Here is a 26,061-nt window from a genome sequence, read left to right as displayed (position 1 = left end):
CCTGCGCCGACATGGTGTCGGAATGATTCCGGCGGTGACGTTAGGTGCGCTCCTCTGCCCGGCGGCGGACACGAGGTGAACGAGGAATGAATGGGGCGCGCACGGGGCGCGGTAGGCGTGTGTGGGCGGGCATGCGGGTGCCCTCCCGGAAGCCGCGACGGGCGGCCGCTAACCTTACGTGTCCGCCCTGGCCTGCATTGCCCGGGGGGAACGTCTGCCAGAGCGGACAGTCACCGCACCCAACTCATGCGAAAGGCCCCGCCCATGGGTATTCGGAGCTTGCTGCGCAAGGTGTTCGGCCGCGATCGCGCTGACGGCGCCGGGCGCGAGGAGTCGGCGGCGGCCTCCGTTCCCGCCCAGACGGAGCGCACGGAACCGGCCACGGAGACAGCCACGGAGACGGCCAAGGAACCGGCCAAGGAACCGGCCACGGTGCCGGCCCAGGCCGCGGTGGACCGGGCGTCGGACCTGGTCTCGGCGGCGTTCGACAACCCGACCCCGCGCTTCCCCACCCAGCCGAAGCCGTCGACGACGGCGCCCGCACAGGAGCCCTCCGCGCCTGCGGAGTCCGTCACCCCGGAGCCCGCCGCGCCTGCGGAGTCGACCGAGGTCGAGGCCGCCGCGGCCGAGCCGGAGGCCGCCGCGCCCGAGACCGCCGCGCCCGCGGAGCCGACCGAGGCCGAGCCCGAGGCCGTCACGCCTGCCGAGGACGTCGAGCCCGAGACCGTCGCGGCAGAGCCGGAGGCCGCCGCGCCTGTCGAGGACGTCGAACCCGCGACCGTCGCGGCAGAGACCATCACCCCCGAGCCCGTCACCGCCGCGCCCGAGACCACCCCCGAGCCGGAGGCCGACGCGGCCGAGCCGCAGGACAACGCCCCCACCGACAACGCCACAGCCGCGGAGGTGGCCCCCACCGAGGCCGAGCCCGAGGCCGTCGCACCTGTCGAGGACATCGAGCCCAAGCCGCTCGCGGCAGAGCCCGAGGCCGCCGCGCCCGAGACCACCCCCGAGCCCGAGGCCGACGCGGCCGAGCCGCAGGACAACGCCCTCACCGACAACGCCACAGCCGCGGAGGTGGCCCCCACCGAGGACACCCCGGACGTCGAGCCCGAGGCCGCCGCGCCCGCGGAGCCGACCGAGGCCGAGCCCGAGGCCGTCACGGCCGAGGGCAAGGCCGCCGTCCCGCTCGCGCGCCTCAAGTCGCGGGCGCCCCGGATCGTCGACGCCTACAAGGCAGCGGGCGCCGCCCTCAAGAAGGCCGGGCTCACCGGCGCACGCGCGCGGGTCTACCTCGTGCTCGACCGGTCCGGGTCCATGCGCCCCTTCTTCAAGGACGGCAGCGCCCAGCGCCTCGGCGAGCAGGCGCTCGCCCTCGCCGCGCACCTCGACGAGCGCGCCACCGTCGACGTCGTCTTCTTCTCTACCGAGATCGACGGCACCGGGGAGCTCACCCTCGACGCCCACGAGGGCCGCGTCGACGAGCTGCACGCCGGGCTCGGCCGGATGGGCCGGACGAACTACCACCTCGCCGTCGAGGAGGTCCTCGCCCTGCACGCCAAGGCGGCCACGGACGCCCCCGCGTTCGTGATCTTCCAGACCGACGGCGCGCCCGAGTCCAAGACCGCCGCCACCGCCGCCCTCACGGCCGCCGCCGACCGGCCGGTCTTCTGGCAGTTCGTGGCGTTCGGCGAGCACGACGCCAAGGCGTTCGACTACCTCCGCAAGCTCCAGGCCGCCAACGCCGCGTTCTTCCACGCCGGTCCCGCGCCCGCCGAGCTGCCGGACGCCGAGGTGTTCCAGGGCCTCCTCGGGACCTGGCGCCCCTGACCGGGCCGGCGAACGACACCCCGACGGGCCGGGCCGCGCACACAGCGCGGCCCGGCCGTCGGGCATCGTGGGGCCGGTCCGGCCTCATGCGTGTGAGTTGATCTCCGCCGGGCCGATAGGATTTCGACCATGGCGGCCACTGGATCCGAGAAGCAGGGGGCGAAGGCGTACTACGTCTCGACCCCCATCTACTACGTCAACGACGCTCCTCACCTGGGCCACGCCTATACGACCGTCGCAGGCGACGTGCTCACCCGCTGGCACCGTCAGCGCGGCGAGAAGGTGTGGTACCTCACCGGCACGGACGAGCACGGTCAGAAGATCATGCGCACGGCCGAGGCGAACAACGTCACGCCCCAGGCATGGTGCGACAAGCTCGTCGAGGAGGCGTGGAAGCCCCTCTGGGAGCACCTGAACATCGCGAACGACGACTTCATCCGCACCACGGAGAAGCGGCACACGGACCGTGTGCAGGAGTTCGTGCAGGACCTCTACGACAAGGGCGAGATCTACAAGGGCGGGTACGAGGGCCCGTACTGCGTGGGCTGCGAGGAGTACAAGCTCCCCGGCGATCTCATCGAGGCCGAGGACGGCACCAAGCTGTGCCCGATCCACAAGAAGCCGGTGGAGATCCTCAAGGAGGAGAACTACTTCTTCAAGCTCTCCGAGTACGGCCCGAAGCTGCTCGACCTCTACTCGGCGAACCCTGACTTCATCCAGCCCGAGTCCGCCCGCAACGAGGTCGTGAACTTCGTCAAGCAGGGCCTCCAGGACCTGTCGATCTCGCGCTCCACCTTCGACTGGGGCGTCCCGGTCCCGTGGGACGAGAAGCACGTCATCTACGTGTGGGTCGACGCGCTGCTCAACTACGCGACCGCGGTCGGCTACAACGAGAACCCGGCGAAGTTCGAGGAGACCTTCCCGGCGAACGTGCACCTGGTCGGCAAGGACATCCTCCGCTTCCACGCGGTGATCTGGCCCGCCATGCTGATGGCGCAGGGCCTGCCGGTGCCCGGCAAGGTCGCGGCCAACGGCTGGCTGATGGTCGGCGGCGAGAAGATGTCGAAGTCGAACCTGACCGGCATCAAGCCGCAGGACCTGACCTCGCACTTCGGCGTGGACGCCTACCGCTGGTACTTCCTGCGCGCGATCGCCTTCGGCAGCGACGGCTCGTTCTCCTGGGAGGACTTCACCGCCCGCTACACCTCCGAGCTCGCGAACGACTACGGCAACCTCGCCTCGCGCGTCGCGGCGATGGTCGGCAAGTACTTCGGCGGCGAGCTGCCGGAGGCCACGGCCGCCGGGGACGCCGAGAAGGCCGTCCAGGACGGACTGGCCAAGGCGGTCGCCGAGGCCGACCGGAAGATCGGCGAGGAGCTGGACTTCCAGGGCGGCATCCTGGCGATCTTCGACTTCGTGAAGCAGGTCAACGGCTACATCACGGAGCAGGAGCCCTGGAAGGTCGCCAAGGACGACTCGGACGAGGGGCGTGCCCGCCTGGCCACGATCCTCTACACCGCCGCGGAGTCCCTGCGCGCGGTCGCGGTCCTGCTGAACCCGGTGATGCCGGAGACGTCCCAGAAGCTCTGGGAGTCGCTCGGCGCCGAGCCGGTCCTCGGCACGCTGGCCGACCAGCGGGTCCAGGACGCGGGCGAGTGGGGCAGGCTCCCCGCCGGCGCGACGGTGACGAAGGGCGCGGTGCTGTTCCCGCGCCTGGAGGAGAAGCCGGCGTAAGGACGCCGTCCACGCGACGAGGGGGCCGGACCGGGAGTCCGGCCCCTTTCGCGTGCCTGCAACGCAGAGCGCCCCCGGCCTGTGGCCGGGGGCGCTCTGCGGAACGGAAGTGGTTACTTGTCGTCGCCGGACTTGGCGACCGGCTTGCGCAGCGCGATGTTCAGCTCGCGCAGGCGGGCCTCCTCCAGCTCCGTCGGGGCGCCCATCATCAGGTCCTGCGCGTTGCCGTTGAGCGGGAACGCGATGGTCTCGCGGATGTTCGGCTCGTCGGCGAGCAGCATGACGATGCGGTCGACGCCCGGGGCGATGCCGCCGTGCGGCGGGGCGCCGTACTGGAAGGCCCGCAGCATGCCGGCGAACTCGCGCTCGACGGTCTCCCGCGAGTACCCCGCGATCTCGAACGCCTTGAACATGATCTCGGGCTCGTGGTTCCGGATGGCTCCGGAGGACAGCTCGACACCGTTGCAGACGATGTCGTACTGCCAGCCCAGGATGTCCAGCGGGTCCTGCGTCTCCAGGGCCTCCAGGCCGCCCTGCGGCATCGAGAAGGGGTTGTGCGAGAAGTCGATCTTGCCGGTCTCCTCGTCCTTCTCGTACATCGGGAAGTCCACGATCCAGCAGAACCGGAAGACGTTCTCCTCGAAGTGGCCGGCCCGCTTGGCGGCCTCGACGCGGACCGCGCCCATGATCTTGGAGACCTCGTCGAACTCGCCCGCGCCGAAGAAGACCGCGTGGCCGGGGGCGAGGGACAGGCGCTCGGTGAGGACCTTGACGTCCTCCTCGGTGAGGAACTTGGCGATCGGGCCGGTCAGGGCGCCGTTGTCGCCGACCCGCACCCAGGCGAGGCCCTTCGCCCCGTGCTCGACGGCGAACTCGCCGAGGCCGTCGAAGAACTTCCGCGGCTGGGCGGCCGTGTCCGGCACGGGCAGGGCGCGGACGTGCTTGCCGGCGAACGCCTTGAACTCCGAGCCCGCGAAGACGTCGGTGATGTCGACGAGCTCCAGCTGCGCCCGCAGGTCCGGCTTGTCGTTGCCGTACTTCAGCATGGCCTCGCGGAACGGGATGCGCGGGAACGGCGAGGTGACGTGGCGGCCGCCGCCGAACTCCTCGAAGAGCTCGGTCATCAGCTTCTCGATCGGCTGGAAGACGTCCTCCTGCTCGACGAAGCTCATCTCGACGTCGAGCTGGTAGAACTCGCCCGGCGAGCGGTCGGCGCGGGCGTCCTCGTCGCGGAAGCAGGGCGCGATCTGGAAGTAGCGGTCGAAGCCGGAGATCATGAACAGCTGCTTGAACTGCTGCGGCGCCTGCGGCAGCGCGTAGAACTTGCCGGGGTTCAGCCGGGACGGCACCACGAAGTCCCGCGCGCCCTCGGGGGAGGTGGCGGTCAGGATCGGGGTGGCCATCTCGTTGAAGCCGAGGGCCGTCATCTTGTGCCGGATCGCGGAGATCACGGCCGTGCGCAGCATGATGTTGCGATGCATGCGCTCGCGGCGCAGGTCGAGGAAGCGGTACTCCAGGCGTCGCTCCTCGCCCACGCCGTCGTCGGTGTTGATCTGGAACGGCAGCTGCTGCGCCGCGCCCAGGAGCTCGACCGCCGACACCTCGACCTCGATCTCGCCGGTCGGCAGGTCGGGGTTGACGTTCTCGGCGCCGCGGGAGACGACCTTGCCGTCGACGCGGACGACAGACTCCTTGTTCACCTTGTCCAGGGCCTCGTAGGCCGCGGTGCCCGGGCGGGCGACGAGCTGCGTGATGCCGTAGTGGTCACGCAGATCGATGAAGAGGATGCCGCCCAGGTCTCGGCGATTGTGCAGCCAGCCGCTCAGCCGGACGTCCGCGTTGACGTCAGAGGCGCGGAGCTCGCCGCAGGTGTGGGACCTGTACCGATGCATCGTCGTTCATCCAGTCTTGGAGTGTCGGGGTCGGGCAACCTTTGCAAGGTTACCGCCCGGCCCCGCCGCAGCTCATTGGCATAGACGCGACAGCGTCACATCGGCCGGCCCGCCACGCCCGGCGGCCCGGCCGCTGCCCCGTGGCACCGTCCGGCGCGTCATGACCTTCGGGGCCGGAATAGGGTGAGGGCCATGCGTACGGAGGACGTTCTGGCCGCCATCGCGACGGGCCTGTGGCGCTGGGACGACGCGTCGGGGACGGTCACGCTCGACGCGGAGGCCGCCCGGCTGCTGGGGCTGCCCGCGGAACCCGGCGAGCACTCGGAGGCCGCCGTGCGCTCCCGCTTCCACCCGGTCGACTGGAACGAGGTGAACGGGATCGTCGCCCTCGCGGCCGCCGAGGGCACCCTCGCCGAGGCGCGGCTGCGCATCGTCGACGGGGCGGGCCGGGTCCTGCGCACCGTCCGCAGCCGCAGCAAGCCCGTCCTCGACGGCGCGCACTACCGGCTGATCGGCACGATCCAGGAGGTCACCGAGCCCAGGCCGAGCGCCACGGCCGCTCAGACGTCGATCACCGGCGACTGGCGGCGCTCCCGCGAGGCGTTCCTGCTGGACGCGGGCCGCGCGCTGGCGGAGGCCCGCTCCACGGCCGAGGTCCTGCGCGTCGCCGCGTCCCTGTCCATGCCGGGCTTCTCGCCCGACGGACTCGCCGTCTTCGGCGTCCGCGGCGACCGGCTGACGATCATCGGCCACCACGGGCACGGCGAGGGCGACGACGAGCCCTTCAGCGACCTGCCGCTGGACACCGACTACCCGGCCTCCGAGGTCGTCCGTACCGGCCGCGCGATCTACCTGCCGACGCCGGACGACTACCGCCGCCGCTATCCCGTCACCTGGCCGCTCGCCCGGCGCTTCGGCCGCCGGTCGTGGGCCTTCCTGCCGCTGATCGTCGCCGGGCGCACCATCGGCGCGTGGATGGCCGCCTTCCGCCACCCGGTCGCCTTCACCCCTGACGAGCGCTCGGTGCTGACCACCGTGGCCCGCATGCTCGCCCAGGCGCTCGCCCGCGCCGGGGCCGCCGAATCCGAACGGGAACTCTCGCTCGGCCTCCAGCGCACGATGATGCCGACGCTCGGCCCCGGCATCCCGGGCATGACCGTGGCCGCCCGGTACGTGCCCACCGGCGGCGGACTCCAGGTCGGCGGCGACTGGTACGACATGATCCCGCTGCCGTCGGGACGGGTGGCGCTGGTCATCGGCGACGTGCAGGGCCATGACGTGCGCGCCGCAGGGCTCATGGGCCAGCTGCGGATCGCCCTGCGCGCGTACGCCTCCGAGGGCCACCGGCCCGATGCGGTCCTCTCCCGTGCCTCCCGCTTCCTGCACGGCGTCACGGACGCGCACGAGACCGGCGACCACGCGGGCCCCAGGTTCGCCACCTGCCTCTACCTGGAGGTCGAGCCGTCCACCGGCCTGGTCGAGATCGCCCGCGCGGGCCATCCCGAGCCCGCCGTGATCACCTCCGACGGCACCGTGCTGCTCCGGGCCACCGAGGGCGGACTGCCGCTCGGCATCGACGCGGACACGGACTATCCGACGACCCGGTTCGTCCTGGAGGCCGGCGTGACGCTGATGATCTGCACGGACGGGCTCCTGGAGACCGGCGGGCACGACCTGGAGACCGGCTGGGCGCGGCTGCGGGCCGTGCTGGAGGAGAACGCGGGCCGGGCCCTGGAGGATCTCGCCGACACCCTCGTCCAGGCCGTCCACGGACCGACCTCGCACTACACGACCGGCCCGCTGGCCGACCGGCGCGAGGACGACATCGCGGTCCTGCTGCTCACCCGGGAGGCCGAGCCCGCCCGGCGGCCCACCCGTCGCACGGCGATGAGCGTCGCGCAGGCCCAGCCGGAGCGGATCGCGGCGGCGAGGCAGCAGGTGCGCGAGCTGCTGCACGACTGGTCGGACGAGGAGCAGATCGACTCCGCGGTGCTGATGGTCTCCGAGATGGTCACCAACGTGCTCGTCCACACGGACGGCAACGCCCTGCTGGCCGCCGAGGTCGCCCACGGGGAGAAGGGCCGCAGGCTGCGCGTGGAGGTCACCGATCCGAGCGACGAGCTCCCCCACAAGCGCCGCCCCGGCGAGATGGCGTCGTCCGGGCGCGGCCTGGTGCTGATGGAGGTGCTGGCGGACGTCTGGGGCGTGGACCCGAGAGGCGAGGGCAAGTCGATCTGGTTCGAGCTCTACGAGCCGGCCGCGGGCGAGGGCCCGGACGGGCCGGACGGGGCGGACGGGGCGGACGGGGCGTAACGGGCCCGCAGTTCGCCGACCACGCCGAAGGCGGCGGCGGTGACGGGCACGGCGAGCAGCATCCCGAGGATGCCGGCGAGGCTCGCCCCGGCCGTGATCGCCAGCATCACCACGGCCGGGTGCATCTGGACCGTACGGCTCTGGATCATCGGCTGGAGCACGTGGCCTTCGAGCACCTGGACGGCGAGCACGATGCCCAGAACCCAGAGCGCGATCACGAATCCGCGGTCGGCGAGCGCGACGAGTACGGCGACGGCGCCGGAGATGAAGGCGCCCAGGTACGGGATGTAGGCGCCGACGAACACCAGCGCCCCGAGCCCGACCGCGCCGGGCACGCGCAGGATCAGCAGCCCGACGGTGATGCACAGGGCGTCGATCAGCGCGATGAAGGTGGTTCCGCGCATGAAGCCCTCGACCGCCTCGAAGGCGCGGCGGGCCATCGCCTCCGCGATGTCGCCGGTGGAGCGCGGGACGAGGGAGCGCAGGGTGAGGACGGCGCGGTCGGAGTCGCGCAGGAAGAAGAAGACGAGCAGCAGCGCCAGCACGGCGACGGCGATCATCTCGCCGACCACGCTCAGTCCCGAGATCACGCCGGACGCGGCCGTCCCGCCGAACTTGCTCAGCAGCTCCTTCGCGTTGGCCGCCACGTCGTCGAGCGAGGTGCCCGCCGCGCCGAAGTGCTCGGCGAGGTCCTGGGCGGCCCGCCGGAGCGAGGAGATGATCTGGTCGCCGGTCTCCAGCAGCGCGTTGACCACGATGTAGGCCGCGCCGCCGACGACCGCGAGCACGGCCGCGCACGTCAAGCCGGCGGCCGGCGAGCGCCGCACCTTCATGCGCAGGAGCCGCCGGTACAGCGGTCCGAGCAGTGCGGTGCCGAGCAGCGCCAGCAGGACCGGCGTGACGGCCGTCTTGAACGTGATGACCAGCCAGACGCCGACCGCCGCGACCCCCGTCAGCAGCAGCACGACCACGCACCAGGCCGCGAGTCGGCGCACGGGGTCGGGGAGGACGGGCCGGACGTGAGGGGTCTGCACGGTGCCCAGCCGATCACGCCCCCCGTTCCGCGTCCTGCCGGAGCGGCCAGGGGGGTGACGCGGCGTCAGCCCCCTGGCGGCGGTCCGCCGTCAGGCGACGGTCGGCCCGGACTCCTGCATGCCGTGGACGGCGGGGATCGTACCGAGCCGGCCCTTCTGGAAGTCCTCGAAAGCCTGCTGGAGCTCCTCGCGGGTGTTCATCACGAACGGCCCGTAGTGCGCCATCGGTTCGCGGATCGGCGCGCCGCCCAGCAGCACGATCTCCAGGTCGCCGGTGTGCGAGCCGTTCTGGGTGTCGTCCGCCCAGACGGTGACGACGCCGCCGGCGCCGAACACCGCGGTCTGGCCGATGTGGATCGGCCGCCGCTCCTCGCCGACCGCGCCGCGTCCGGCGAGGACGTACGCCAGGCCGTTGAAGTCCTCGCGCCACGGCAGCCGGATCTGCGCCCCCGGGCGCAGCGTCGCGTGGATCATCGTGATCGGGGTGTGGGTGATGCCCGGCCCCTCGTGACCGTCCAGCTCACCGGCGATGACCCGCAGCAGCGCACCGCCGTCGGCCGAGGTCAGCAGCCGGACCTGGCCGCCGCGGATGTCCTGGTAGCGGGGGTCCATCATCTTGTCCCTGGCGGGCAGGTTCACCCACAGCTGGAGCCCGTGGAACAGGCCGCCGGACATGACGAGCTGCTCAGGCGGGGCCTCGATGTGCAGCAGGCCGGAGCCGGCGGTCATCCACTGGGTGTCACCGTTCTGGATGGTGCCACCGCCGCCGTTGCTGTCCTGGTGGACGAAGGTCCCGTCGATCAGGTACGTGACGGTCTCGAAGCCGCGGTGCGGGTGCCAGGGAGTCCCCTTCGGCTCACCCGGCGCGTAGTCCACCTCGCCCATCTGGTCCATCATGATGAACGGGTCGAGGTGGCGGTAGTTGATCCCGGCGAACGCGCGTCGCACCGGGAAGCCCTCACCCTCGAAGCCGCTGGGCGCCGTGGTCACGGCGAGCACCGGCCGGGACACGGCGTCGGCGGGCGCGGCGACGCGCGGCAGGGTGAGCGGGTTCTCGACAGTCACTGCAGGCATGGCGGGACCTCCTTGTGCGACCAGCTTAGTTGAATACTTAACTTCTTGCCATCGGGAACGACGAACGCCCGGGAGGAATTCCTCCCGGGCGTCCCGGTCCCACAGCCTGACCGCCGGCCGCTATCCGTACATCCGGCGCATGGCGAAGTCGACCATCTGCTCCACGGCCTTCGCGTCGAAGACCATCCGGTGGTCACCCTCCATGTCGAGCACGAAGCCGTACCCCGTCGGCAGCAGGTCGATCACCTCGGCGCCGGTGATGACGAAGTACTTGGAGTCCTTGCCCGCGTAGCGGCGGAGCTCCTTGAGGGACGTGAACATGGGGATGACCGGCTGCTGGGTGTTGTGCAGCGCCAGGAAGCCCGGGTTGTCGCCGCGCGGGCAGTAGACCTTCGACGTCGCGAAGATCTGCTGGAAGTCCTCGGCCGACATCGATCCCGTCGTGAAGGCCCGCACCGCGTCGGCCAGGGACGGCGGCGACGGCTCGGGGTACAGCGGCTGCTCTCCGTAGGAGGGCTGCTGCGGCACGTACTGCTGCTGCTGTGCGCCCGGGGTCTGGTCGTAGCCGTACATGAGCGCAAGAGTAACGAGTCACAGTTGCCCCGATAGGGGTTGCATCTTATTACCGGCGGGTAGCATCATCGAAGCTACTTACTGGTACGTGGACGACAAGTCCATCTTCCGATCCTTACGGAGCCGTCGCCATGGGGCACTACAAGTCGAATCTCCGCGACATCGAGTTCAACCTCTTCGAGGTCCTCGGGCGCGACAAGCTGTACGGCACCGGCCCGTTCGCGGAGATGGACGTCGACACGGCCAAGTCGATCCTCGAGGAGATCGCCCGCCTCGCGGAGAACGAGCTGGCCGAGTCCTTCGCGGACGCCGACCGCAACCCGCCGGTGTTCGACCCGGCCACCAACACCGCCCCGGTCCCGGCCTCCTTCAAGAAGAGCTACGAGGCCTTCATGGACTCGGAGTACTGGCGCCTGGGCCTGCCGGAGGAGATCGGCGGCACCACCTCGCCCCGCTCCCTGATCTGGTCCTACGCGGAGCTGCTGCTCGGCTCCAACCCGGCCGTCTGGATGTACTCCTCGGGCCCCGCCTTCGCCGGCGTCCTCTTCGCGGAGGGCAACGAGGCGCAGAAGAAGGTCGCCCAGATCGCGGTCGACAAGCGCTGGGGCTCCACCATGGTCCTCACCGAGCCGGACGCCGGCTCGGACGTCGGCGCCGGGCGCACCAAGGCGATCCAGCAGGAGGACGGCTCCTGGCACATCGAGGGCGTGAAGCGCTTCATCACCTCCGGTGAGCACGACATGGAGGAGAACATCCTCCACTACGTCCTCGCCCGTCCCGAGGGTGCCGGTCCGGGCACCAAGGGCCTGTCCCTCTTCCTCGTTCCGAAGTACCACTTCGACTGGGAGACCGGCGAGCTGGGCGAGCGCAACGGCGTGTACGCGACGAACGTCGAGCACAAGATGGGCCTGAAGGCCTCCAACACCTGCGAGATGACGTTCGGCGACCAGCACCCCGCCAAGGGCTGGCTGATCGGCGACAAGCACGACGGCATCCGCCAGATGTTCATGATCATCGAGTTCGCCCGGATGATGGTCGGCACGAAGGCCATCGCCACCCTCTCCACCGGCTACCTGAACGCGCTGGAGTACGCCAAGGAGCGCGTCCAGGGCCCCGACCTGAAGAACTTCGCGGACAAGACCGCGCCCAAGGTCACCATCACGCACCATCCCGACGTGCGCCGCTCCCTCATGACGCAGAAGTCCTACGCGGAGGGCATGCGCGCCCTGGTGCTCTACACCGCCGCGCTCCAGGACGACATAGCCGTCAAGGAGGCCGCCGGCGAGGACGCCAAGAACCTCGTCGCGCTGAACGACCTGCTGCTGCCCATCGTCAAGGGCTACGGCTCGGAGAAGTCCTACGAGCAGCTGGCCCAGTCGCTGCAGACCTTCGGCGGCTCCGGCTACCTCCAGGAGTACCCGGTCGAGCAGTACATCCGCGACGCCAAGATCGACACCCTCTACGAGGGCACCACCGCCATCCAGGGCCAGGACTACTTCTTCCGGAAGATCGTCCGCGACCAGGGCCAGGCGCTGAACGCGCTGTCCGAGGAGATCAAGAAGTTCCTCGCGGTCGGCCCCGGCGGCGACGAGCTCGCCCCGGCCCGCGACGCGCTCGCCAAGGCGGCCGTCGACCTGGAGGCGATCGTCGGCACCATGACGAACGACCTGATCGCCACCGGCGAGGACGTCAAGAACATCTACAAGGTCGGGCTCAACACCACCCGCCTGCTGATGGCCTCCGGTGACGTCGTCGTCGCCTACCTGCTGCTGCGCGGCGCCGCCGTGGCCGCCGAGAAGCTGCCGACCGCGTCCGCCAAGGACGTGCCGTTCTACCAGGGCAAGATCGCGGCCGCGAAGTTCTTCGCCGCCAACGTCCTGCCGGGCGTCTCCGTCGAGCGCGCGCTCGCCGAGACCGTCGACGGCTCGCTGATGGACCTCGACGAGGCCGCGTTCTGACCTCGTCCGCACCGTCGCACAGGGCCGCCGCCACGACCTCGTCGGGCGGCGGCCCTGCCGCGTAGACCGTCGCGGCGGAGCCCGTAGGGCCGCCCACCTGGGGTGCCGCGCATCGGCAACCGGCGCACGTACACCCCTCGTTAAGGTGAACCCATGAGCAGCCCATCCCCCCGCTTCGACCGCGGTCACACCGACGACCTCATGTCCTTCCTGACGGCAGCACCCTCGCCGTACCACGCCGTGGCCGAGGCCGCCGAGCGGCTGGAGAAGGCCGGCTTCCGCCACCTGCTGGAGACCGATTCCTGGGACGGCTCCGCAGGCGGCCGGTACGTTCTGCGCGGCGGCGCGCTGATCGCCTGGTACGTACCGGAAGGCGCCTCGGCCCACACCCCCTTCCGCATCGTCGGCGCCCACACCGACTCCCCCAACCTGCGGGTCAAGCCCCTGCCGGACACCGGTTCCCACGGCTGGCGGCAGGTCGCCGTCGAGATCTACGGCGGGACGCTCCTCAACACCTGGCTCGACCGCGACCTGGGCCTGGCCGGCCGGCTGACCCTGCGCGACGGCTCGCACCGGCTCGTCAACGTCGACCGCCCGCTGCTCCGCGTCCCCCAGCTCGCCGTCCACCTGGACCGCTCGGTCAACACCGACGGCCTCAAGCTGGACCGCCAGCGCCACATGCAGCCCGTCTGGGGCCTCGGCGACGTCGAGGAGGGCGACCTGATCCGGTTCCTGGAGGAGGAGTCGGGCGTCGGCGAGGGCGAGGTCACCGGCTGGGACCTGATGGTCCACGCCATCGAACCGCCCGCCTACCTCGGCCGCGACCGCGAGCTCCTGGCCGGCCCCCGTATGGACAACCTCCTGTCCGTCCACGCGGGCACGGCCGCCCTGACCGCGGTCGCCGCCTCCGGCGAGCTGCCGTACATCCCCGTCCTCGCCGCCTTCGACCACGAGGAGAACGGCTCCCAGTCCGACACCGGCGCCGAGGGACCGCTGCTCGGTTCGGTGCTGGAGCGCTCGGTGTTCTCGCGCGGCGGCACCCTGGAGGACCGGGCCCGCGCCTTCGCCGGGACCATCTGTCTCTCCTCCGACACCGGCCACGCCGTCCACCCCAACTACGGCGAGCGCCACGACCCCACGCACCACCCCCGCGCCAACGGCGGCCCCATCCTCAAGGTCAACGTCAACCAGCGCTACGCCACCGACGGCAGCGGCCGGGCCGTGTTCGCCGCGGCCTGCGAGAAGGCCGGCGTGCCGTGGCAGACGTTCGTGTCGAACAACGCGATGCCGTGCGGCACCACGATCGGCCCCATCACCGCGGCCCGGCACGGCATCGCGACCGTGGACATCGGCGTCGCGATCCTGTCGATGCACAGCGCCCGCGAACTGTGCGGCGCGGACGACCCGTACCTGCTGGCGAACGCGCTGGTGGCGTTCCTGGAGGGCTGAGCGACGACCTGATGAAGGGCCTCGCCGAGGCGGCCAGGGCCCACTGACCGCCTCGGGACCTGTCTCGGTCTACCCGGCCGCCGGGTCCATCCCCGCCAGGACGAGCGGCAGCCGGTCGGCACCGCCGGCGGTGAGGCGCACCGGAACGCCCCAGTCCTGCTGGTGCACATGGCAGGCCGGGTATTCGTTCGCCGGATCGTCGTCGCAGGACGCGGCCATGGCCGAGACGTGCAGGACGCCCTCGGTGATCTCCGGGTTCAGCTCCAGCTCCCGGCTCAGATGCGTCCCCGCGCCCTCGCCCGCGCGCAGCAGCTCGGGCGGGGTGGAGGAGACCAGCAGGCGGGTCGAGGGCCCGTAGCGGGTGTCGAGCTTCTGGCCGGCCGGGGCCTGGAAGACGACGTCCAGCCGGAGCGCGCCCGGCGCGACGTCGGTCGCGGCGCGCTGGGTGCGGTGGGCGACGCCCTCCACGCGCACGGCCTCCTCCGGCAGCCGCAGCCGGGTCAGCCGGTGCCGGGCCGACTCCACGACCACGATGTCGTCGCCCACGAGCACGGCCCCGCTGGGCTCCCGCAGGTCGGTGGCCAGCGTGGTGACCTCGTTCGTCGCCGGGTCGAAGCGCCGCAGCGCGTGGTTGTACGTGTCGCTGACCGCCACCGAGCCGTCGGGCAGCGCGGTGACGCCCAGCGGGTGCTGGAGCAGCGCCTGTCCGGCGTCTCCGTCGCGGTGCCCGAAGTCGAACAGACCGGTGCCGACGGCCGTGCGGACCTGCATGTCCCGGTCGATGAAGCGGACCGCCGAGGTCTCCGAGTCGGCGATCCACAGCCGGTCCTCGGTCGCGGCGAGCCCGGACGGCTGCGCGAACCACGCCTCGGCCGCCGGGCCGTCCACCAGGCCCTCGTTGGTCGTGCCCGCGGCGACCTGCACGGTGCCCGCCTCGGGATCGTACGTCCACAGCTGGTGCACGCCGGCCATCGCGATCCACAGCCTGCCGTCCCACCAGGCCACGTCCCACGGCGACGACAGCGAGACCTCCAGCGCGGGCCCCGAGGTCGGCGACCCCTGCCACCACTGCTTCCCGGTCCCGGCGAGGAGCTCGATCGCACCGGTCTCGGGGTCGTAGGCGCGGATGGCGTGGTTCACGGTGTCCGCGACGGCGACGCGGCCGTCGGGAAGCAGCGCGAGCCCCTGCGGCTCATTGAACTGGCCCTCCCCGATCCGCCGCACGACGCTCTCGCCGTCCGGCTCCAGTTCCACGAGCTGGTGCCGGGTCGAGTCGGACACGAGGAAGTTGCCCGACGGCAGCAGCAGCGCCTTGCCGGGGAAACGCAGATCGGTGGCCACGGGCTCGGGCGCCACGTAGGGCCCGTCACCACGCCGCAGCGTTCCCTTGGCCGCGTGCTCGGCCTCCAGTTCCTCCACGAGCTTCTCGATGGCGTGCGCATGCCCCTCGCCCGCGTGCTGGGCGACGACGTACCCCTCCGGGTCGATGACGACGAGCGTGGGCCAGGCCCGTACGGCGTACTGCTTCCACGTCGCGAGCTCGGGGTCGTCCAAGACGGGGTGGTGGACCTGGTACCGCTCGACGGCGTCGACGACGGCCTGGTGCTCGGCCTCGTGGACGAACTTCGGCGAGTGCACGCCGATGATCACCACGGTGTCGCGGTGCTTCTCCTCGAGCTCGCGGAGCTCGTCGAGGACGTGGAGGCAGTTGATGCAGCAGAAGGTCCAGAAATCGAGGATCACAATGCGCCCTCGCAGGTCCGCGAGGGTGTACTGCCTGTCACCTGTGTTCAGCCAGCCGCCCTTGCCGATCAGCTCGGGAGCACGGACACGGGCACGGCGGGGCGCGGGCGCGGGGGTGGGCGCCGGGGCGGCATCGTTCATGGTTCAAGCTTGCCATCCGGGTGCGAACGCCGGATCACGGCCGTGCGCCCCCGGGTGCCGGATCGTGACCCCGCGGCGCCGTCAGAGCGTCACCGTGGACTCGTAGATCCCGCTCGTCATGTCGTCGCACAGTGCCCGGCACTTCCCGAAGAGGTCCGCGAACTCGGGCTTGCCCTGCCACTCGGACGTCGCCTCAGGGCTCCGCCATGCCGCGAAGGACACGAAGTGGTTCGGGTCGGACAGGTCGCGGATGAGGCGGGCCTTCACGAAGCCTTCGTTGGCGCCCTTGGTCCACGCCAGGAATTCCGTCCAGGCGTCGATGAAATCGTCGGCCTTCCCTTCTGTGACGTGCCAGTTCCCCGAGGACCAGTGCTTGAGTTCCTCTCTCATACCACCAGGCTAATCCGGCATACCGGTCAGTTCATTCGGGAATCCGTGCGCCCATGACCTACCTGGTGCGGGACAAGATCTTCGCGATCGGCGACGACTACTGGATCGACGACGAGCACGGACGGCACGCCTTCCTCGTGGACGGAAAGGCGCTGCGGCTGCGGGACACGCTGGAGCTCAAGGACCCGAGCGGGTACGTGCTCGTCACGCTGCGGCAGAAGCTGCTCGGCCTGCGGGACGCCATGACGATCGAGCGGGACGGGGCCGCGCTCGCCACGATCCGCAGGAAGCGGCTGTCGCTGCTGCGCAACCACTACCGGGTCACGCTCTCTGACGGCACCGGGCTGGACGTCAGCGGGCGGATCCTGGACCGGGAGTTCGCCGTCGAGTACGAGGGCGAACTGCTGGCGCACATCTCGCGGCGGTGGCTGACGCCGCGGGACACGTACGGCGTGGACGTCGTGCGGGAGGACGCGGACGCCGCGCTGCTCATCGCCGTCGCGGTGTGCGTGATCCGGATGGCGGAGAAGGAGCGGGAGGAGGGGTGAGCTACCCGGACCGGCCCGGCGGGACCGGCAGGCCCAGGCGGCGGTCCTTGAGCGCCGGGAAGAGCTCCCGGGTCTTCTCCACCTTCGACGGGTCGAGGTCCACGGTCAGCACCTCCTCGTCCGGGCCGGCCTCGGCGAGGACCTCGCCCCAGGGGTCGACGACGATGCTGTGCCCGGCCTGTTCGACGTCGGCGTGCGTGCCCGCGGTCCCGCAGGCGAGCACGTACGCCTGGTTCTCGACGGCGCGGGCGCGGGCCAGCAGGGTCCAGTGCTCGCGGCGGCGGGCCGGCCAGCCGGCCGGGACGACGAGCGCCTGGGCGCCGGCGTCGACGAGGCCGCGGAACAGCTCGGGGAAGCGCAGGTCGTAGCAGGTGGCGAGGCCGAGGGTGAGCGCACCGGGCACGGACACGGTCACCAGTTCCTCGCCGGCGCCCATCATCACGGCCTCGCCCTTGTCGAAGCCGAAACGGTGGATCTTGCGGTAGGCGGCGGCCGGCCGGCCGTCGGGCGCGATGACGAGTGCGGTGTTGTAGAGCGTGCCGTCACCGGCCCTCTCGACGATCGAGCCGGCGTGCAGCCAGACGCCCGCGTCGCGCGCGGCTCCGGCCATCGCCGCGTACGTCGGCCCGGCCGGCGTCTCGGCCTCCGCCTCGAACTGCTGGTAGGCGAAGGCGCCGACGGGCCAGAGCTCGGGAAGGATCACCAGGTCGGCGTCCCGTTGCTCGCGTACCAGCGCGGCGACGCGGCGCCTGCGGGAATCGACCGATTCGTCCGGGTCTACTGCGATCTGCACGAGCGAGGCGCGCACACTACCACCGTCCTGGCATTCGAGCTGTCAACTCGGGCCTACGATCGTCACACGAAAGCACTGCCGGGGTGCCTTCGGGCAGCGTACTGTGCTCATCCGGGGGCCACCCCCGGACCCCCACAGACCGCCGCCAGTCCAGTTTGCCCGCGTACGACCGCCGAGGGGTCCCGTGACCGTCCATCCCAGCCTCCAGAACTACGCCGATGCCTGGACCCACGCAGTCGAGTCGATAGCCGAGCTGGTGCAGCCGCTCCCCGAGGGGGAGTGGAACCGCGCCACGCCGTGCCCGGCCTGGTCGGTGCGGGACATCGTGTCGCACGTCATCGGCATGGAGTGCGAGATGCTCGGCGACCCGCGCCCGATCCACTCGCTGCCGCGCGATCTCTACCACGTGCGGAGCGATTTCGCGCGCTACATGGAGATGCAGGTCGATGTGCGCCGGCACCACACCTCCCCGGAGATGACGGCCGAGCTCGAGTACACGATGATCCGCCGGGCCCGTCAGCTGCGCAACGAGAACCGCGCCCCCGACACTCCGGTCCGGGCCCCGCTGGGGGCCGAGCAGACCCTCGAACTCGCCTACCGCATGCGCGCGTTCGACACGTGGGTGCACGAGCAGGACCTGCGCGTGGCGCTCGGCAAGCCGGGCAACCTGGACTCGCCGGGTGCCTACGTGACGCGGGACTGCCTGCTCGAGGCCCTGCCCAAGGTGGTGGCCAAGGACGCGGGCACGCCGCCGAATTCGGCCGTGGTCTTCGACGTGAGCGGCCCGGTGGAGTTCCTGCGGACCGTGCGGGTGGACGCCGACGGGCGCGGCTCGGTGGACGGTTCGCCGTCGCTGGGCCCGCTGGTGACGTTCACGACGGACTGGGAGACGTTCTACCGGCTGGCATGCGGCCGGGTGCGGCCCGCGGCCGTGGCGGACCGGGTCAAGGTCGACGGCGACGCGGAGGCGGCTGAGGCGATCCTGCGCGTCATCGCGGTCACGCCCTGACCAAGGCGCCAGGGGGGCGGGCACACCCGCCCCCGCCGTCGCCCGTGGCGGGCGACCGTCAGACCGGCACGTGCACGGCCTCCACCCGGCTCGCCACCAGGCGCTCGCGCTCGCGCCGCACCGTGCGCGCCCGCAGCCGCAGGATCTGGGCGACCCCCAGGGCCTGGAGCACGAAGACGGACGAGAACGCGATCCGGTAGTCGTCCCCGGTCGCGTCCAGCAGCACGCCCACCGCGAGCAGCGTGGTCATCGAGGCGACGAAACCGCCCATGTTGACGATGCCGGACGCCGTCCCCTGACGTTCGGGCGGATTGGCGGGCCGCGCGAAGTCGAAGCCGATCATCGAGGCGGGGCCGCAGGCGCCCAGCACGGTGCACAGGGTGATGAGCAGCCACAGGGGGGCGGTGTCGCCGGGGTACACGAGGGTGGCCGCCCAGAGCAGGGCGCTGGCGCCTATGGTGCCGAGCGCCAGGGGGGTGCGTGCCGCATGGTGGCGCGCGATGATCTGCCCGTAGACGAGGCCGACGACCATATTGGACGCCACGACAAGAGTCAGCAGAGCGCCGGCGCTCTCACGCGTCAGACCCTGCGCCTCCACGAGGAACGGCATCCCCCACAGCAGCAGGAACACCATGGCGGGGAACTGGGTGGTGAAGTGCACCCACATGCCGAGCCGGGTACCCGGCTCGCGCCAGGACGCGGCGATCTGGCGCCGTACGAACCCGGCGCCCGCGTGCCGGACGGGTGGCGGCTCGTGGCCCTGGGGGTGGTCCTTGAGGAAGAGCAGCATCAGGACGAGCACGACGAGGCCGGCCGCGGCGCTGCCGGCGAAGGTGGCGGTCCAGCCCACGCCGTGCAGCATGCGGGCGATGACGAGGGTGGAGACCAGGTTGCCCGCCATGCCGAACAGCGCGGCGATCTGCGCGATGAGGGGACCGCGCCGGGCGGGGAACCAGCGGGTGCCGAGGCGCAGCACGCTGATGAACGTCATGGCGTCGCCGCAGCCGAGCAGCACGCGGGACGCGAGCGCCATGCCGTACGAGGGCGAGAGGGCGAACCCGAGCTGGCCGACGGTGAACAGCACCACGCCGATGGTGAGGACCTTCTTGGTGCCAAGCCGGTCGACCATCAGGCCGACGGGTATCTGCATGCCCGCGTAGACGAGCAGCTGCAGGATGGAGAAGGCCGACAGGGCCGAGGCGTTGACGTCGAAGCGGTCGGCGGCGTCGAGTCCGGCGACGCCCAGGGACGTACGGAAGATGACGGCGACGAAGTAGACCGCGACGCCGATGCCCCAGACGGCGGCGGCCCGTCGGCCGCCGGGGGGATCACTGGGGAGGGACGCCTCGCAGGAGGACGCGCTCACCGTTCCTCACCCCGCACCAGCACCTTGACGCGGCCGAGGTGGGCGCGCACGCACGCGGCGGCGCCGTCCACGTCACCGGCCCGGATCCTCTCGAGGATCTCGGCGTGCTCGGTGTGGTTCCTGGTGACCCGGTCGGGGAGTGCCTGCATGATCGCGACGCCCATGCGCAACTGGCGGTCGCGCAGCTGGTCGTAGAGCTTGGAGAGGATCTCGTTGCCCGCGTGGCGGACGATCTCGGCGTGGAAGCAGCGGTCGCTGACGGCGAAGGCGGCGAGGTCACCGGCGGCGGCGTGCCGCTGCTGCTCGTCGAGGATCTCCTGGAGGCGGGCGATGAGCGCGGCGGGCGCGGGCACGGCCTTGCGCACGGCGAACTCCTCCACCAGCAGCCGGGTTTCGACGACGTCCGCGATCTCCTGCGCGGAGACGGCGAGGACCAGCGCGCCCTTCTTCGGGTAGAGCTTGATGAGCCCTTCGACCTCGAGCTTGAGGAGTGCCTCGCGCACGGGGGTGCGGGAGACGCCGACGGCCTCGGCCAGCTCGCCCTCCGTGAGGAGCGTCCCGCCCTCGTACTGACGGTCGAGGACGGCCTGCTTGATGTGGGTGTAGACGCGGTCGGCGGCCGGGGGCTGTCTGACGGGGGGCGCGGAGGCGGCAGGCATGCACACAGCATAGATACAACAGACTTCAACCAGAAAACCCCGTCCGCGATACGGACGGGGTTTCCGTGCCCGGCGGCTTCACCGGGGATGTTTCACGTGGAACAGGCCTGTCAGGCCCAGGTGATGAGCCGCTTCGGGTTCTCCAGGATCGCCGCGACGTCGGCGAGGACCTTGGAGCCCAGTTCGCCGTCGACCAGTCGGTGGTCGAAGGAGAGCGCGAGCGTGGTGACCTGGCGAGGCTTCACCTTCCCCTTGTGGACCCACGGCTGGAGCTTGATCGCGCCGACCGCGAGGATCGCGGACTCGCCGGGGTTCAGGATCGGCGTGCCGGTGTCTACGCCGAAGACGCCGACGTTGGTGATGGTCACGGTGCCGCCCTGCATGGCCGCCGGGGTGGTCTTGCCCTCGCGCGCGGTGGCCACGAGTTCGCCCAGCGCCTCGGCCAGTTCCGGCAGGGTCTTGTCGTGCGCGTCCTTGATGTTCGGCACGATCAGACCGCGCGGGGTGGCCGCGGCGATGCCCAGGTTGACGTAGTGCTTCTGGACGATCTCCTGGTTGGCCTCGTCCCAGGCCGCGTTGATGCCCGGGTTCCGCTTGATGGCGACGAGCAGGGCCTTGGCGATCAGCAGCAGCGGGTTGACCCGCAGCCCCGCCATGTCCTTGTCGGCCTTCAGCTCTTCGACCAGCTTCATCGTGCGCGTCACGTCGAGCGTGACGAACTCGGTGACATGGGGCGCGGTGAAGGCGCTGCCGACCATCGCGGCAGCGGTCGCCTTCCGTACGCCCTTGATCGGGACACGGGTCTCACGAGCGCCGGCGGCGACGGACACGGGAGCCGGAGCCTCGGCCGCCACCGGCTCGGGGGCGGCGGCCGGTGCGGGTGCCGCGGCGGCGTGCACGTCCTCGCGGGTGATGATCCCGTCGGGGCCGGTGGGCGTGACCGCCTCCAGGTCGATGCCCAGGTCCTTGGCGAGCTTGCGCACCGGCGGCTTGGCGAGCGGACGCGGGCGAGCCGGGGCGGCCCCGTTCATCTCGGCCTGGATCGCGGCCGCGGCGGCCTGCTCGGGGACGGCTCCGGCCGGCGCCTTGCGCGGACGGCGCTTGGTCGACGACTCGGCGACGCCGTAGCCCACGAGGACCGGCTGGCGGCCCTGCGGCTTGGCCTCCGGCTCCGGCTCGGGCTGCGGCTCGGCGGCGGCGAGCGACGGCTCGGTGGCCGCCGGGGGCGGCTCCTCGGCCGGCCCCGACCCGGGAGCCACGTCGATCGTGATGATCGACGTGCCGACGTCGACGGTCGTGCCCTCCTCGAAACGCAGCTCGTGGACGACGCCGTCGTACGGGATCGGCAGCTCGACGGCCGCCTTCGCCGTCTCGACCTCGCACACGACCTGGCCGTCGGTGACGCTGTCACCTGGCTGGACGTACCACTTGAGGATCTCGGCCTCGGTGAGTCCCTCGCCCACGTCGGGCATCTTGAACTCGCGGAAGCGCAGGGAGGTGTCTGCGGTCATGGTCACGGCACTCCTCAGTACGCGAGCGAGCGGTCGACGGCGTCCAGCACCCGGTCCAGTCCCGGAAGGTAATCCTCCTCCAGGCGGGCCGGCGGGTACGGGGCGTGGAAGCCGCCGACCCTCAGCACCGGGGCCTCCAGGTGGAAGAAGCACCGCTCGGTGATACGGGCGGCGATCTCCGCGCCGGAGCCGTAGAAGACGGGGGCCTCGTGGACCACGACCAGCCGGCCGGTCTTCTCGACGGACGTCTGGATCGTGTCGAAGTCGATCGGGGACATGGAGCGCAGGTCGAGGACCTCGACCGACTTGCCCTCCTCGGCCGCCGCGGCCGCGGCCTCGACGCAGACCTTCACCATCGGGCCGTAGGCGGCGAGGGTGATGTCGGTGCCGGCCCGGGCGACGCGCGCCGTGTGCAGCGGGCCGGGGATCGCCTCGGTGTCGACCTCGCCCTTGTCCCAGTAGCGCCGCTTCGGCTCGAAGAAGATCACCGGGTCGTCGCTCTGGACGGCCTGCTGGAGCATCCAGTAGGCGTCGGAGGCGTTGGACGGGGAGACCACCTTGAGGCCCGCGACGTGCGCGAAGAGCGCCTCGGGTGACTCGGAGTGGTGCTCGACCGCGCCGATGCCGCCGCCGTAGGGGATACGGACGACGACGGGCAGCTTGATCTTGCCGAGTGCGCGGGCGTGCATCTTCGCGAGCTGGGTGACGATCTGGTCGTACGCCGGGAAGACGAAGCCGTCGAACTGGATCTCCACGATCGGGCGGTAGCCGCGCAGGGCCAAGCCGATCGCGGTGCCGACGATGCCGGACTCGGCGAGCGGGGTGTCGATGACCCGGTCCTCGCCGAAGTCCTTCTGCAGCCCGTCGGTGATGCGGAAGACGCCGCCGAGCTTGCCGACGTCCTCGCCCATGATCAGGACCTTGGGGTCGGTCTCCAGGGCCTTGCGCAGCGACTCGTTGAGCGCCTTCGCGAGCGGGAGCTTCTGTACCGCCATGACTACTTGCCCTCCTCGACGAACGACGCCTGGTAGGCGGCGAACTGCGCGCGCTCCTCGTCGACGAGCGCGTGCCCGTCCGCGTACACGTGGTCGAACATCGCCATGTCGTCGGGGTCGGGCATGGCCCGTACCGCCTCGCGCACCCGCTTGGCGAGCACGTCGCTCTCCTCGTCCAGAGCGGCGAAGAAGGCCGCGTCGGCGTGGCCCTCGTTCTCGAGGTACGTCCGCAGGCGCTGGATCGGGTCCTTGGCCTCCCAGGCAGCGCGGTCCTCGTCGTGCCGGTACCGGGTCGGGTCGTCGGAGGTGGTGTGGGCGCCCATGCGGTAGGTGAACGCCTCGACCAGGGTCGGGCCCTCGCCTCGGCGGGCGCGCTCCAGCGCGGAGCGGGTGACCGCGAGGCAGGCGAGGACGTCGTTGCCGTCGACGCGGACGCCGGGGAAGCCGTAGCCCTGCGCACGCTGGTAGAGCGGGACGCGGGTCTGGCGCTCGGTCGGCTCGGAGATCGCCCACTGGTTGTTCTGGCAGAAGAACACGACCGGGGCGTTGTAGACCGCGGAGAAGGTGAAGGACTCGGCCACGTCGCCCTGGCTGGACGCGCCGTCGCCGAAGTACGCGATCACGGCCGAGTCGGCGCCGTCCTTGGCCACGCCCATCGCGTAGCCGGTGGCGTGCAGCGTCTGCGAGCCGATGACGATCGTGTACAGGTGGAAGTTGTTGCTGTTCGGGTCCCAGCCGCCGTGGTTCACACCGCGGAACATGCCCAGCAGGTTCGTCGGGTCGACCCCGCGGCACCAGGCGACGCCGTGCTCGCGGTAGGTCGGGAAGACGTAGTCGTCGTCGCGCAGGGCGCGTCCCGAACCGATCTGGGCGGCCTCCTGGCCCAGCAGCGAGGCCCACAGGCCCAGCTCGCCCTGGCGCTGCAGGGCGGTGGCCTCGGCGTCGAACCGGCGCGTGAGGACCATGTCGCGGTACAGCCCGCGCAGTTCCTCGGCGCTCAGGTCGATGTCGTAGTCCGGGTGCTGGACGCGCTCACCCTCGGGCGTCAGCAGCTGTACGAGCTGGGGCTCGGAACTCTGTGGCTTCTTCGCGGCGCTGACGCGCTTGCTGCTGCGTCGCGGTTTGCGCGCGGCAGTGCTCTCCACGGTCACGTGCGTGCTCCTCCGTCGGTCCGGCCCCCGGGGTCCGCCGGTGTGGCCAGTGCGGCTCGCCCGCGTCCGGACCGGTGCACGGGGTGGGTGCGACGCGGCCGGATTCGGGCGTGACAGGTGCCCCGGCGAACGTCCTGTCAAAGGCACGTTACCCAGTGCGCAGTACTCCTGCGAAACCCCATTTGACCTGCGATTTTGCTTGGATTTCCAAGTAAATCGAGGAAATGCGGGAACGCCACTGGTCAGGGCCGTGCGGACCGCCGGAACGAAGGCACGTTATCCCGCACACCCCAGGCACGGGAAGAGTCAACATGTGAGACGCCCAGGCACACGAAGAAGGAGAAATCACCACATTCCTGCTCGCCGACCCGGTGGCCGTGCGCCACGGCGGCATGGAACTACTTTCGGCCGAACCCGGCACCGAAGTCGTGGGCGAGGCCGGTACGGCGGAAGACGACCTGGTCAGGATCCCCGCCACCGCTCCCGACGTGGCGGTCCTCGACGTGCGGCTGCCGGACGGAAGCGGCGTGGAGGTGTGCCGCGAGGTCCGTTCGCAGAACGAGAACATCACATGCCCTCGAGGCCGTCCGCGGCGGCGATGCGTCATCGCGGCGCACGGCCCGGGGTGTCACCCGTTCGGGCTGATCCGCCGGGTCCCCCCGGCCGGGACTTCGGCCCCCTCCCGGTTGACATCGGGTGGCCGTGCCGCCCGGGGCCGCCGGTGACGGAGAGGGGAAGGCATGCCCACCGCGGAACACCGTGCCGTCGACCGGCCGGTTTCGACCCGTCCACTGCGCGTCGCCCCGCAGTCCGTCATCGCGCATGCGTTCGGCCACCTCGAACAGCCACCGGCGCGACACGCAGTGTGATCTAACATCTGGCGGGTGCCGCGCTCATCTGCTATCGCTGCGCCCCCCGTCGACGCCCTTCTGCGCCGCTACGACACCGTGGGCGAACCGCTCTCCTGCCGTCCCGTCACCCAGGGCCTCCTCAATCGCGGCTACCGCCTCTCCACCACGCGCGGCGCGTACTTCCTCAAGCACCACCTCGACGGGGACCAGGCCGCCATCGTCCGCCAGCACAAGGCCACCCGCAGGCTCCAGGCGCTCGGCGTCCCGGTCGCGCCACCCCTGGAGGACGCCGACGGGGGCACGGTGGCCGTGATCGGCGGCCGTTGTTACGCCCTGCACCCCTGGGTCGACGGCCGGCACCGCCACGGCGCCCAGCTCAGCGCCGCCCAGTCGCGCCGGCTCGGCGCTCTGCTGGGTCTGGTGCACACCTGCCTGGCCCAGGTCATGGACGGCGCGGCGAGCCGGAGCGCCGCGTACGAGAGCGCCGACCCCGAGGAGACGTTCGCGCTCATCAACGAGCTGCTGGAGCTGGCCCGCGGCAGCCGCCCGCGCGACTCGTTCGACACCCTGGCCGAGCACCGGCTGCTCCAGCGGCGGGCTCTGCTGGCCCAGCACGCGGGCCGCAGGCCGCCGCCGGGCGGCGGTGGCGGCTGGGTCCACGGCGACTTCCACCCGCTGAACCTGCTGTACCGGGGCGCCGAGCCAGCCGCGATCGTCGACTGGGACCGCCTCGGCGTCCAGCCGCGGGCCGAGGAGGCGGTACGGGCCGCCGCGATCTTCTTCGTCCAGCCCGCCGGACAGCTGGAGCTGGCGAAGGTGCGGGCGTACGCGCGGGCCTACCGGCGCGCGGCGGACGCGGACCCGGCGGAACTGGCCGCGGCGGTGCACCGGGTGTGGTGGGAGCGGCTCAACGACTTCTGGATACTGCGCTGGCGCTATCAGCTCCACGACCGAAGGGCCGACCCGCAGTTTCCTGCGGCGTCGGCCCTGGCGGTCTGGTGGACGCGGGAGTACGAGGCGGTGTGCGACGCCTTCGCCGGATGACCCCCC

20 protein-coding genes and 1 pseudogene are annotated in these 26,061 nt (G+C 71.3%); 9 read left to right on the top strand and 12 right to left on the bottom strand.

Annotated elements, in window-relative coordinates; translation table 11 throughout:
* Nucleotides 1–264: 264 nt before the first annotated feature.
* A complete protein-coding gene (locus ACWD0A_RS02700; protein WP_451293893.1) occupies nt 265–1,827 on the top strand; it encodes a VWA domain-containing protein in 1,563 nt (520 codons plus the stop codon).
* Nucleotides 1,828–1,956: 129 nt separating this feature from the next.
* Nucleotides 1,957–3,561, top strand: coding sequence for a methionine--tRNA ligase (gene metG / locus ACWD0A_RS02695; protein WP_451293891.1), 1,605 nt, complete (start codon nt 1,957–1,959; stop codon nt 3,559–3,561).
* 113 nt (nt 3,562–3,674) lie between these two features.
* Here the strand turns inward: metG and aspS are convergent, their stop codons facing one another.
* Nucleotides 3,675–5,453 (bottom strand): aspartate--tRNA ligase, encoded by a 1,779-nt coding sequence (gene aspS, locus ACWD0A_RS02690; protein ID WP_451293889.1) that lies wholly within the window; start codon nt 5,451–5,453, stop codon nt 3,675–3,677.
* Nucleotides 5,454–5,645: 192 nt separating this feature from the next.
* Here aspS and ACWD0A_RS02685 point away from each other — a divergent pair, with 192 nt between their 5' ends.
* Nucleotides 5,646–7,766, top strand: a complete 2,121-nt coding sequence (locus ACWD0A_RS02685; RefSeq protein WP_451293887.1) for a SpoIIE family protein phosphatase — start codon at nt 5,646–5,648, stop codon at nt 7,764–7,766.
* Here the strand turns inward: ACWD0A_RS02685 and ACWD0A_RS02680 are convergent.
* From ACWD0A_RS02680 to ACWD0A_RS02670, 3 genes are all read right to left on the bottom strand, one after another.
* The gene (locus ACWD0A_RS02680; protein WP_451293885.1) at nt 7,700–8,800 is read right to left on the bottom strand and encodes an AI-2E family transporter; all 1,101 of its coding nucleotides are present in this window, start codon (nt 8,798–8,800) and stop codon (nt 7,700–7,702) included. The two genes, ACWD0A_RS02685 and ACWD0A_RS02680, sit on opposite strands and share 67 nt — an antisense overlap.
* Nucleotides 8,801–8,890: 90 nt before the next feature.
* On the bottom strand, nt 8,891–9,874 hold the full coding sequence (locus ACWD0A_RS02675; protein ID WP_451293883.1) for a pirin family protein: 984 nt from the start codon (nt 9,872–9,874) through the stop codon (nt 8,891–8,893).
* Between the two features lie 120 nt (nt 9,875–9,994).
* Nucleotides 9,995–10,447, bottom strand: coding sequence for an SseB family protein (locus tag ACWD0A_RS02670; RefSeq protein ID WP_177149390.1), 453 nt, complete (start codon nt 10,445–10,447; stop codon nt 9,995–9,997).
* 131 nt (nt 10,448–10,578) lie between these two features.
* Here ACWD0A_RS02670 and ACWD0A_RS02665 point away from each other — a divergent pair, with 131 nt between their 5' ends.
* Together ACWD0A_RS02665 and ACWD0A_RS02660 are read left to right on the top strand one after the other, a co-directional pair.
* A complete protein-coding gene (locus tag ACWD0A_RS02665) occupies nt 10,579–12,405 on the top strand; it encodes an acyl-CoA dehydrogenase (protein ID WP_451293881.1) in 1,827 nt (608 codons plus the stop codon).
* A 153-nt stretch (nt 12,406–12,558) separates the two neighbouring features.
* Nucleotides 12,559–13,854: a M18 family aminopeptidase gene (locus ACWD0A_RS02660; protein WP_451293879.1), complete on the top strand. Its 1,296-nt coding sequence runs from the start codon at nt 12,559–12,561 to the stop codon at nt 13,852–13,854.
* A gap of 69 nt (nt 13,855–13,923) precedes the next feature.
* On the opposite strand, the gene ACWD0A_RS02655 is transcribed toward ACWD0A_RS02660, so the two are convergent.
* The gene (locus ACWD0A_RS02655; RefSeq protein ID WP_451293877.1) at nt 13,924–15,738 is read right to left on the bottom strand and encodes an NHL domain-containing thioredoxin family protein; all 1,815 of its coding nucleotides are present in this window, start codon (nt 15,736–15,738) and stop codon (nt 13,924–13,926) included.
* A gap of 81 nt (nt 15,739–15,819) precedes the next feature.
* Entirely contained in the window at nt 15,820–16,128 is a 309-nt protein-coding gene (locus ACWD0A_RS02650) for an antibiotic biosynthesis monooxygenase family protein (RefSeq protein ID WP_307714492.1), read from the bottom strand.
* 53 nt (nt 16,129–16,181) lie between these two features.
* Here ACWD0A_RS02650 and ACWD0A_RS02645 point away from each other — a divergent pair, with 53 nt between their 5' ends.
* On the top strand, nt 16,182–16,676 hold the full coding sequence (locus tag ACWD0A_RS02645; protein WP_451293875.1) for an LURP-one-related/scramblase family protein: 495 nt from the start codon (nt 16,182–16,184) through the stop codon (nt 16,674–16,676).
* Between the two features lies 1 nt (nt 16,677).
* Here the strand turns inward: ACWD0A_RS02645 and ACWD0A_RS02640 are convergent, their stop codons facing one another.
* Complete coding sequence (locus tag ACWD0A_RS02640) at nt 16,678–17,484, bottom strand: carbon-nitrogen family hydrolase (RefSeq protein ID WP_451293873.1); 807 nt, start codon at nt 17,482–17,484, stop codon at nt 16,678–16,680.
* A gap of 169 nt (nt 17,485–17,653) precedes the next feature.
* On the opposite strand from ACWD0A_RS02640, the gene ACWD0A_RS02635 reads away from it, so the two are divergent.
* Nucleotides 17,654–18,478, top strand: coding sequence for a maleylpyruvate isomerase family mycothiol-dependent enzyme (locus ACWD0A_RS02635; RefSeq protein ID WP_451293871.1), 825 nt, complete (start codon nt 17,654–17,656; stop codon nt 18,476–18,478).
* 58 nt (nt 18,479–18,536) lie between these two features.
* Here the strand turns inward: ACWD0A_RS02635 and ACWD0A_RS02630 are convergent, their stop codons facing one another.
* From ACWD0A_RS02630 to pdhA, 5 genes are all read right to left on the bottom strand, one after another.
* A complete protein-coding gene (locus tag ACWD0A_RS02630) occupies nt 18,537–19,844 on the bottom strand; it encodes an MFS transporter (RefSeq protein WP_451293869.1) in 1,308 nt (435 codons plus the stop codon).
* Nucleotides 19,841–20,503, bottom strand: coding sequence for a GntR family transcriptional regulator (locus tag ACWD0A_RS02625; protein WP_451293867.1), 663 nt, complete (start codon nt 20,501–20,503; stop codon nt 19,841–19,843). Before ACWD0A_RS02625 ends, ACWD0A_RS02630 begins: the two co-directional genes overlap by 4 nt.
* A gap of 110 nt (nt 20,504–20,613) precedes the next feature.
* Nucleotides 20,614–22,014, bottom strand: coding sequence for a dihydrolipoamide acetyltransferase family protein (locus ACWD0A_RS02620; protein WP_451293865.1), 1,401 nt, complete (start codon nt 22,012–22,014; stop codon nt 20,614–20,616).
* Nucleotides 22,015–22,028: 14 nt separating this feature from the next.
* Nucleotides 22,029–23,009 carry an alpha-ketoacid dehydrogenase subunit beta gene (locus ACWD0A_RS02615; protein WP_451293863.1) on the bottom strand — a complete coding sequence of 327 codons (981 nt, stop codon included), beginning with the start codon at nt 23,007–23,009 and terminating at the stop codon, nt 22,029–22,031.
* Between the two features lie 2 nt (nt 23,010–23,011).
* Complete coding sequence (gene pdhA, locus ACWD0A_RS02610; RefSeq protein ID WP_451293861.1) at nt 23,012–24,160, bottom strand: pyruvate dehydrogenase (acetyl-transferring) E1 component subunit alpha; 1,149 nt, start codon at nt 24,158–24,160, stop codon at nt 23,012–23,014.
* 344 nt (nt 24,161–24,504) lie between these two features.
* Between pdhA and ACWD0A_RS02605 the strand changes: the two are divergent.
* Nucleotides 24,505–24,735 (top strand): annotated as a pseudogene (locus tag ACWD0A_RS02605) (response regulator transcription factor); the annotation flags it as partial.
* Between the two features lie 309 nt (nt 24,736–25,044).
* Complete coding sequence (locus ACWD0A_RS02600) at nt 25,045–26,055, top strand: phosphotransferase (RefSeq protein ID WP_451293859.1); 1,011 nt, start codon at nt 25,045–25,047, stop codon at nt 26,053–26,055.
* Nucleotides 26,056–26,061: the final 6 nt, after the last annotated feature.

It is taken from the genome of Streptomyces sp. NPDC002867, from assembly GCF_053591895.1.
The sequence above is the reverse complement of the archived record's forward strand: the minus strand, read 5'-3'. Positions and strand labels throughout refer to the sequence as shown.

What these genes read in the sequence shown, in the direction of transcription:
- ACWD0A_RS02650 (WP_307714492.1), bottom strand. Translation starts at nt 16,128, where the DNA reads ATGAGAGAGGAACTCAAGCACTGGTCCTCGGGGAACTGGCACGTCACA.
- aspS (WP_451293889.1), bottom strand. Translation starts at nt 5,453, where the DNA reads ATGCATCGGTACAGGTCCCACACCTGCGGCGAGCTCCGCGCCTCTGAC.
- ACWD0A_RS02645 (WP_451293875.1), top strand. Translation starts at nt 16,182, where the DNA reads ATGACCTACCTGGTGCGGGACAAGATCTTCGCGATCGGCGACGACTAC.
- ACWD0A_RS02660 (WP_451293879.1), top strand. Translation starts at nt 12,559, where the DNA reads ATGAGCAGCCCATCCCCCCGCTTCGACCGCGGTCACACCGACGACCTC.
- ACWD0A_RS02665 (WP_451293881.1), top strand. Translation starts at nt 10,579, where the DNA reads ATGGGGCACTACAAGTCGAATCTCCGCGACATCGAGTTCAACCTCTTC.
- metG (WP_451293891.1), top strand. Translation starts at nt 1,957, where the DNA reads ATGGCGGCCACTGGATCCGAGAAGCAGGGGGCGAAGGCGTACTACGTC.
- ACWD0A_RS02700 (WP_451293893.1), top strand. Translation starts at nt 265, where the DNA reads ATGGGTATTCGGAGCTTGCTGCGCAAGGTGTTCGGCCGCGATCGCGCT.
- ACWD0A_RS02685 (WP_451293887.1), top strand. Translation starts at nt 5,646, where the DNA reads ATGCGTACGGAGGACGTTCTGGCCGCCATCGCGACGGGCCTGTGGCGC.
- ACWD0A_RS02670 (WP_177149390.1), bottom strand. Translation starts at nt 10,447, where the DNA reads ATGTACGGCTACGACCAGACCCCGGGCGCACAGCAGCAGCAGTACGTG.
- ACWD0A_RS02620 (WP_451293865.1), bottom strand. Translation starts at nt 22,014, where the DNA reads ATGACCGCAGACACCTCCCTGCGCTTCCGCGAGTTCAAGATGCCCGAC.
- ACWD0A_RS02615 (WP_451293863.1), bottom strand. Translation starts at nt 23,009, where the DNA reads ATGGCGGTACAGAAGCTCCCGCTCGCGAAGGCGCTCAACGAGTCGCTG.
- ACWD0A_RS02675 (WP_451293883.1), bottom strand. Translation starts at nt 9,874, where the DNA reads ATGCCTGCAGTGACTGTCGAGAACCCGCTCACCCTGCCGCGCGTCGCC.
- ACWD0A_RS02625 (WP_451293867.1), bottom strand. Translation starts at nt 20,503, where the DNA reads ATGCCTGCCGCCTCCGCGCCCCCCGTCAGACAGCCCCCGGCCGCCGAC.
- ACWD0A_RS02655 (WP_451293877.1), bottom strand. Translation starts at nt 15,738, where the DNA reads ATGAACGATGCCGCCCCGGCGCCCACCCCCGCGCCCGCGCCCCGCCGT.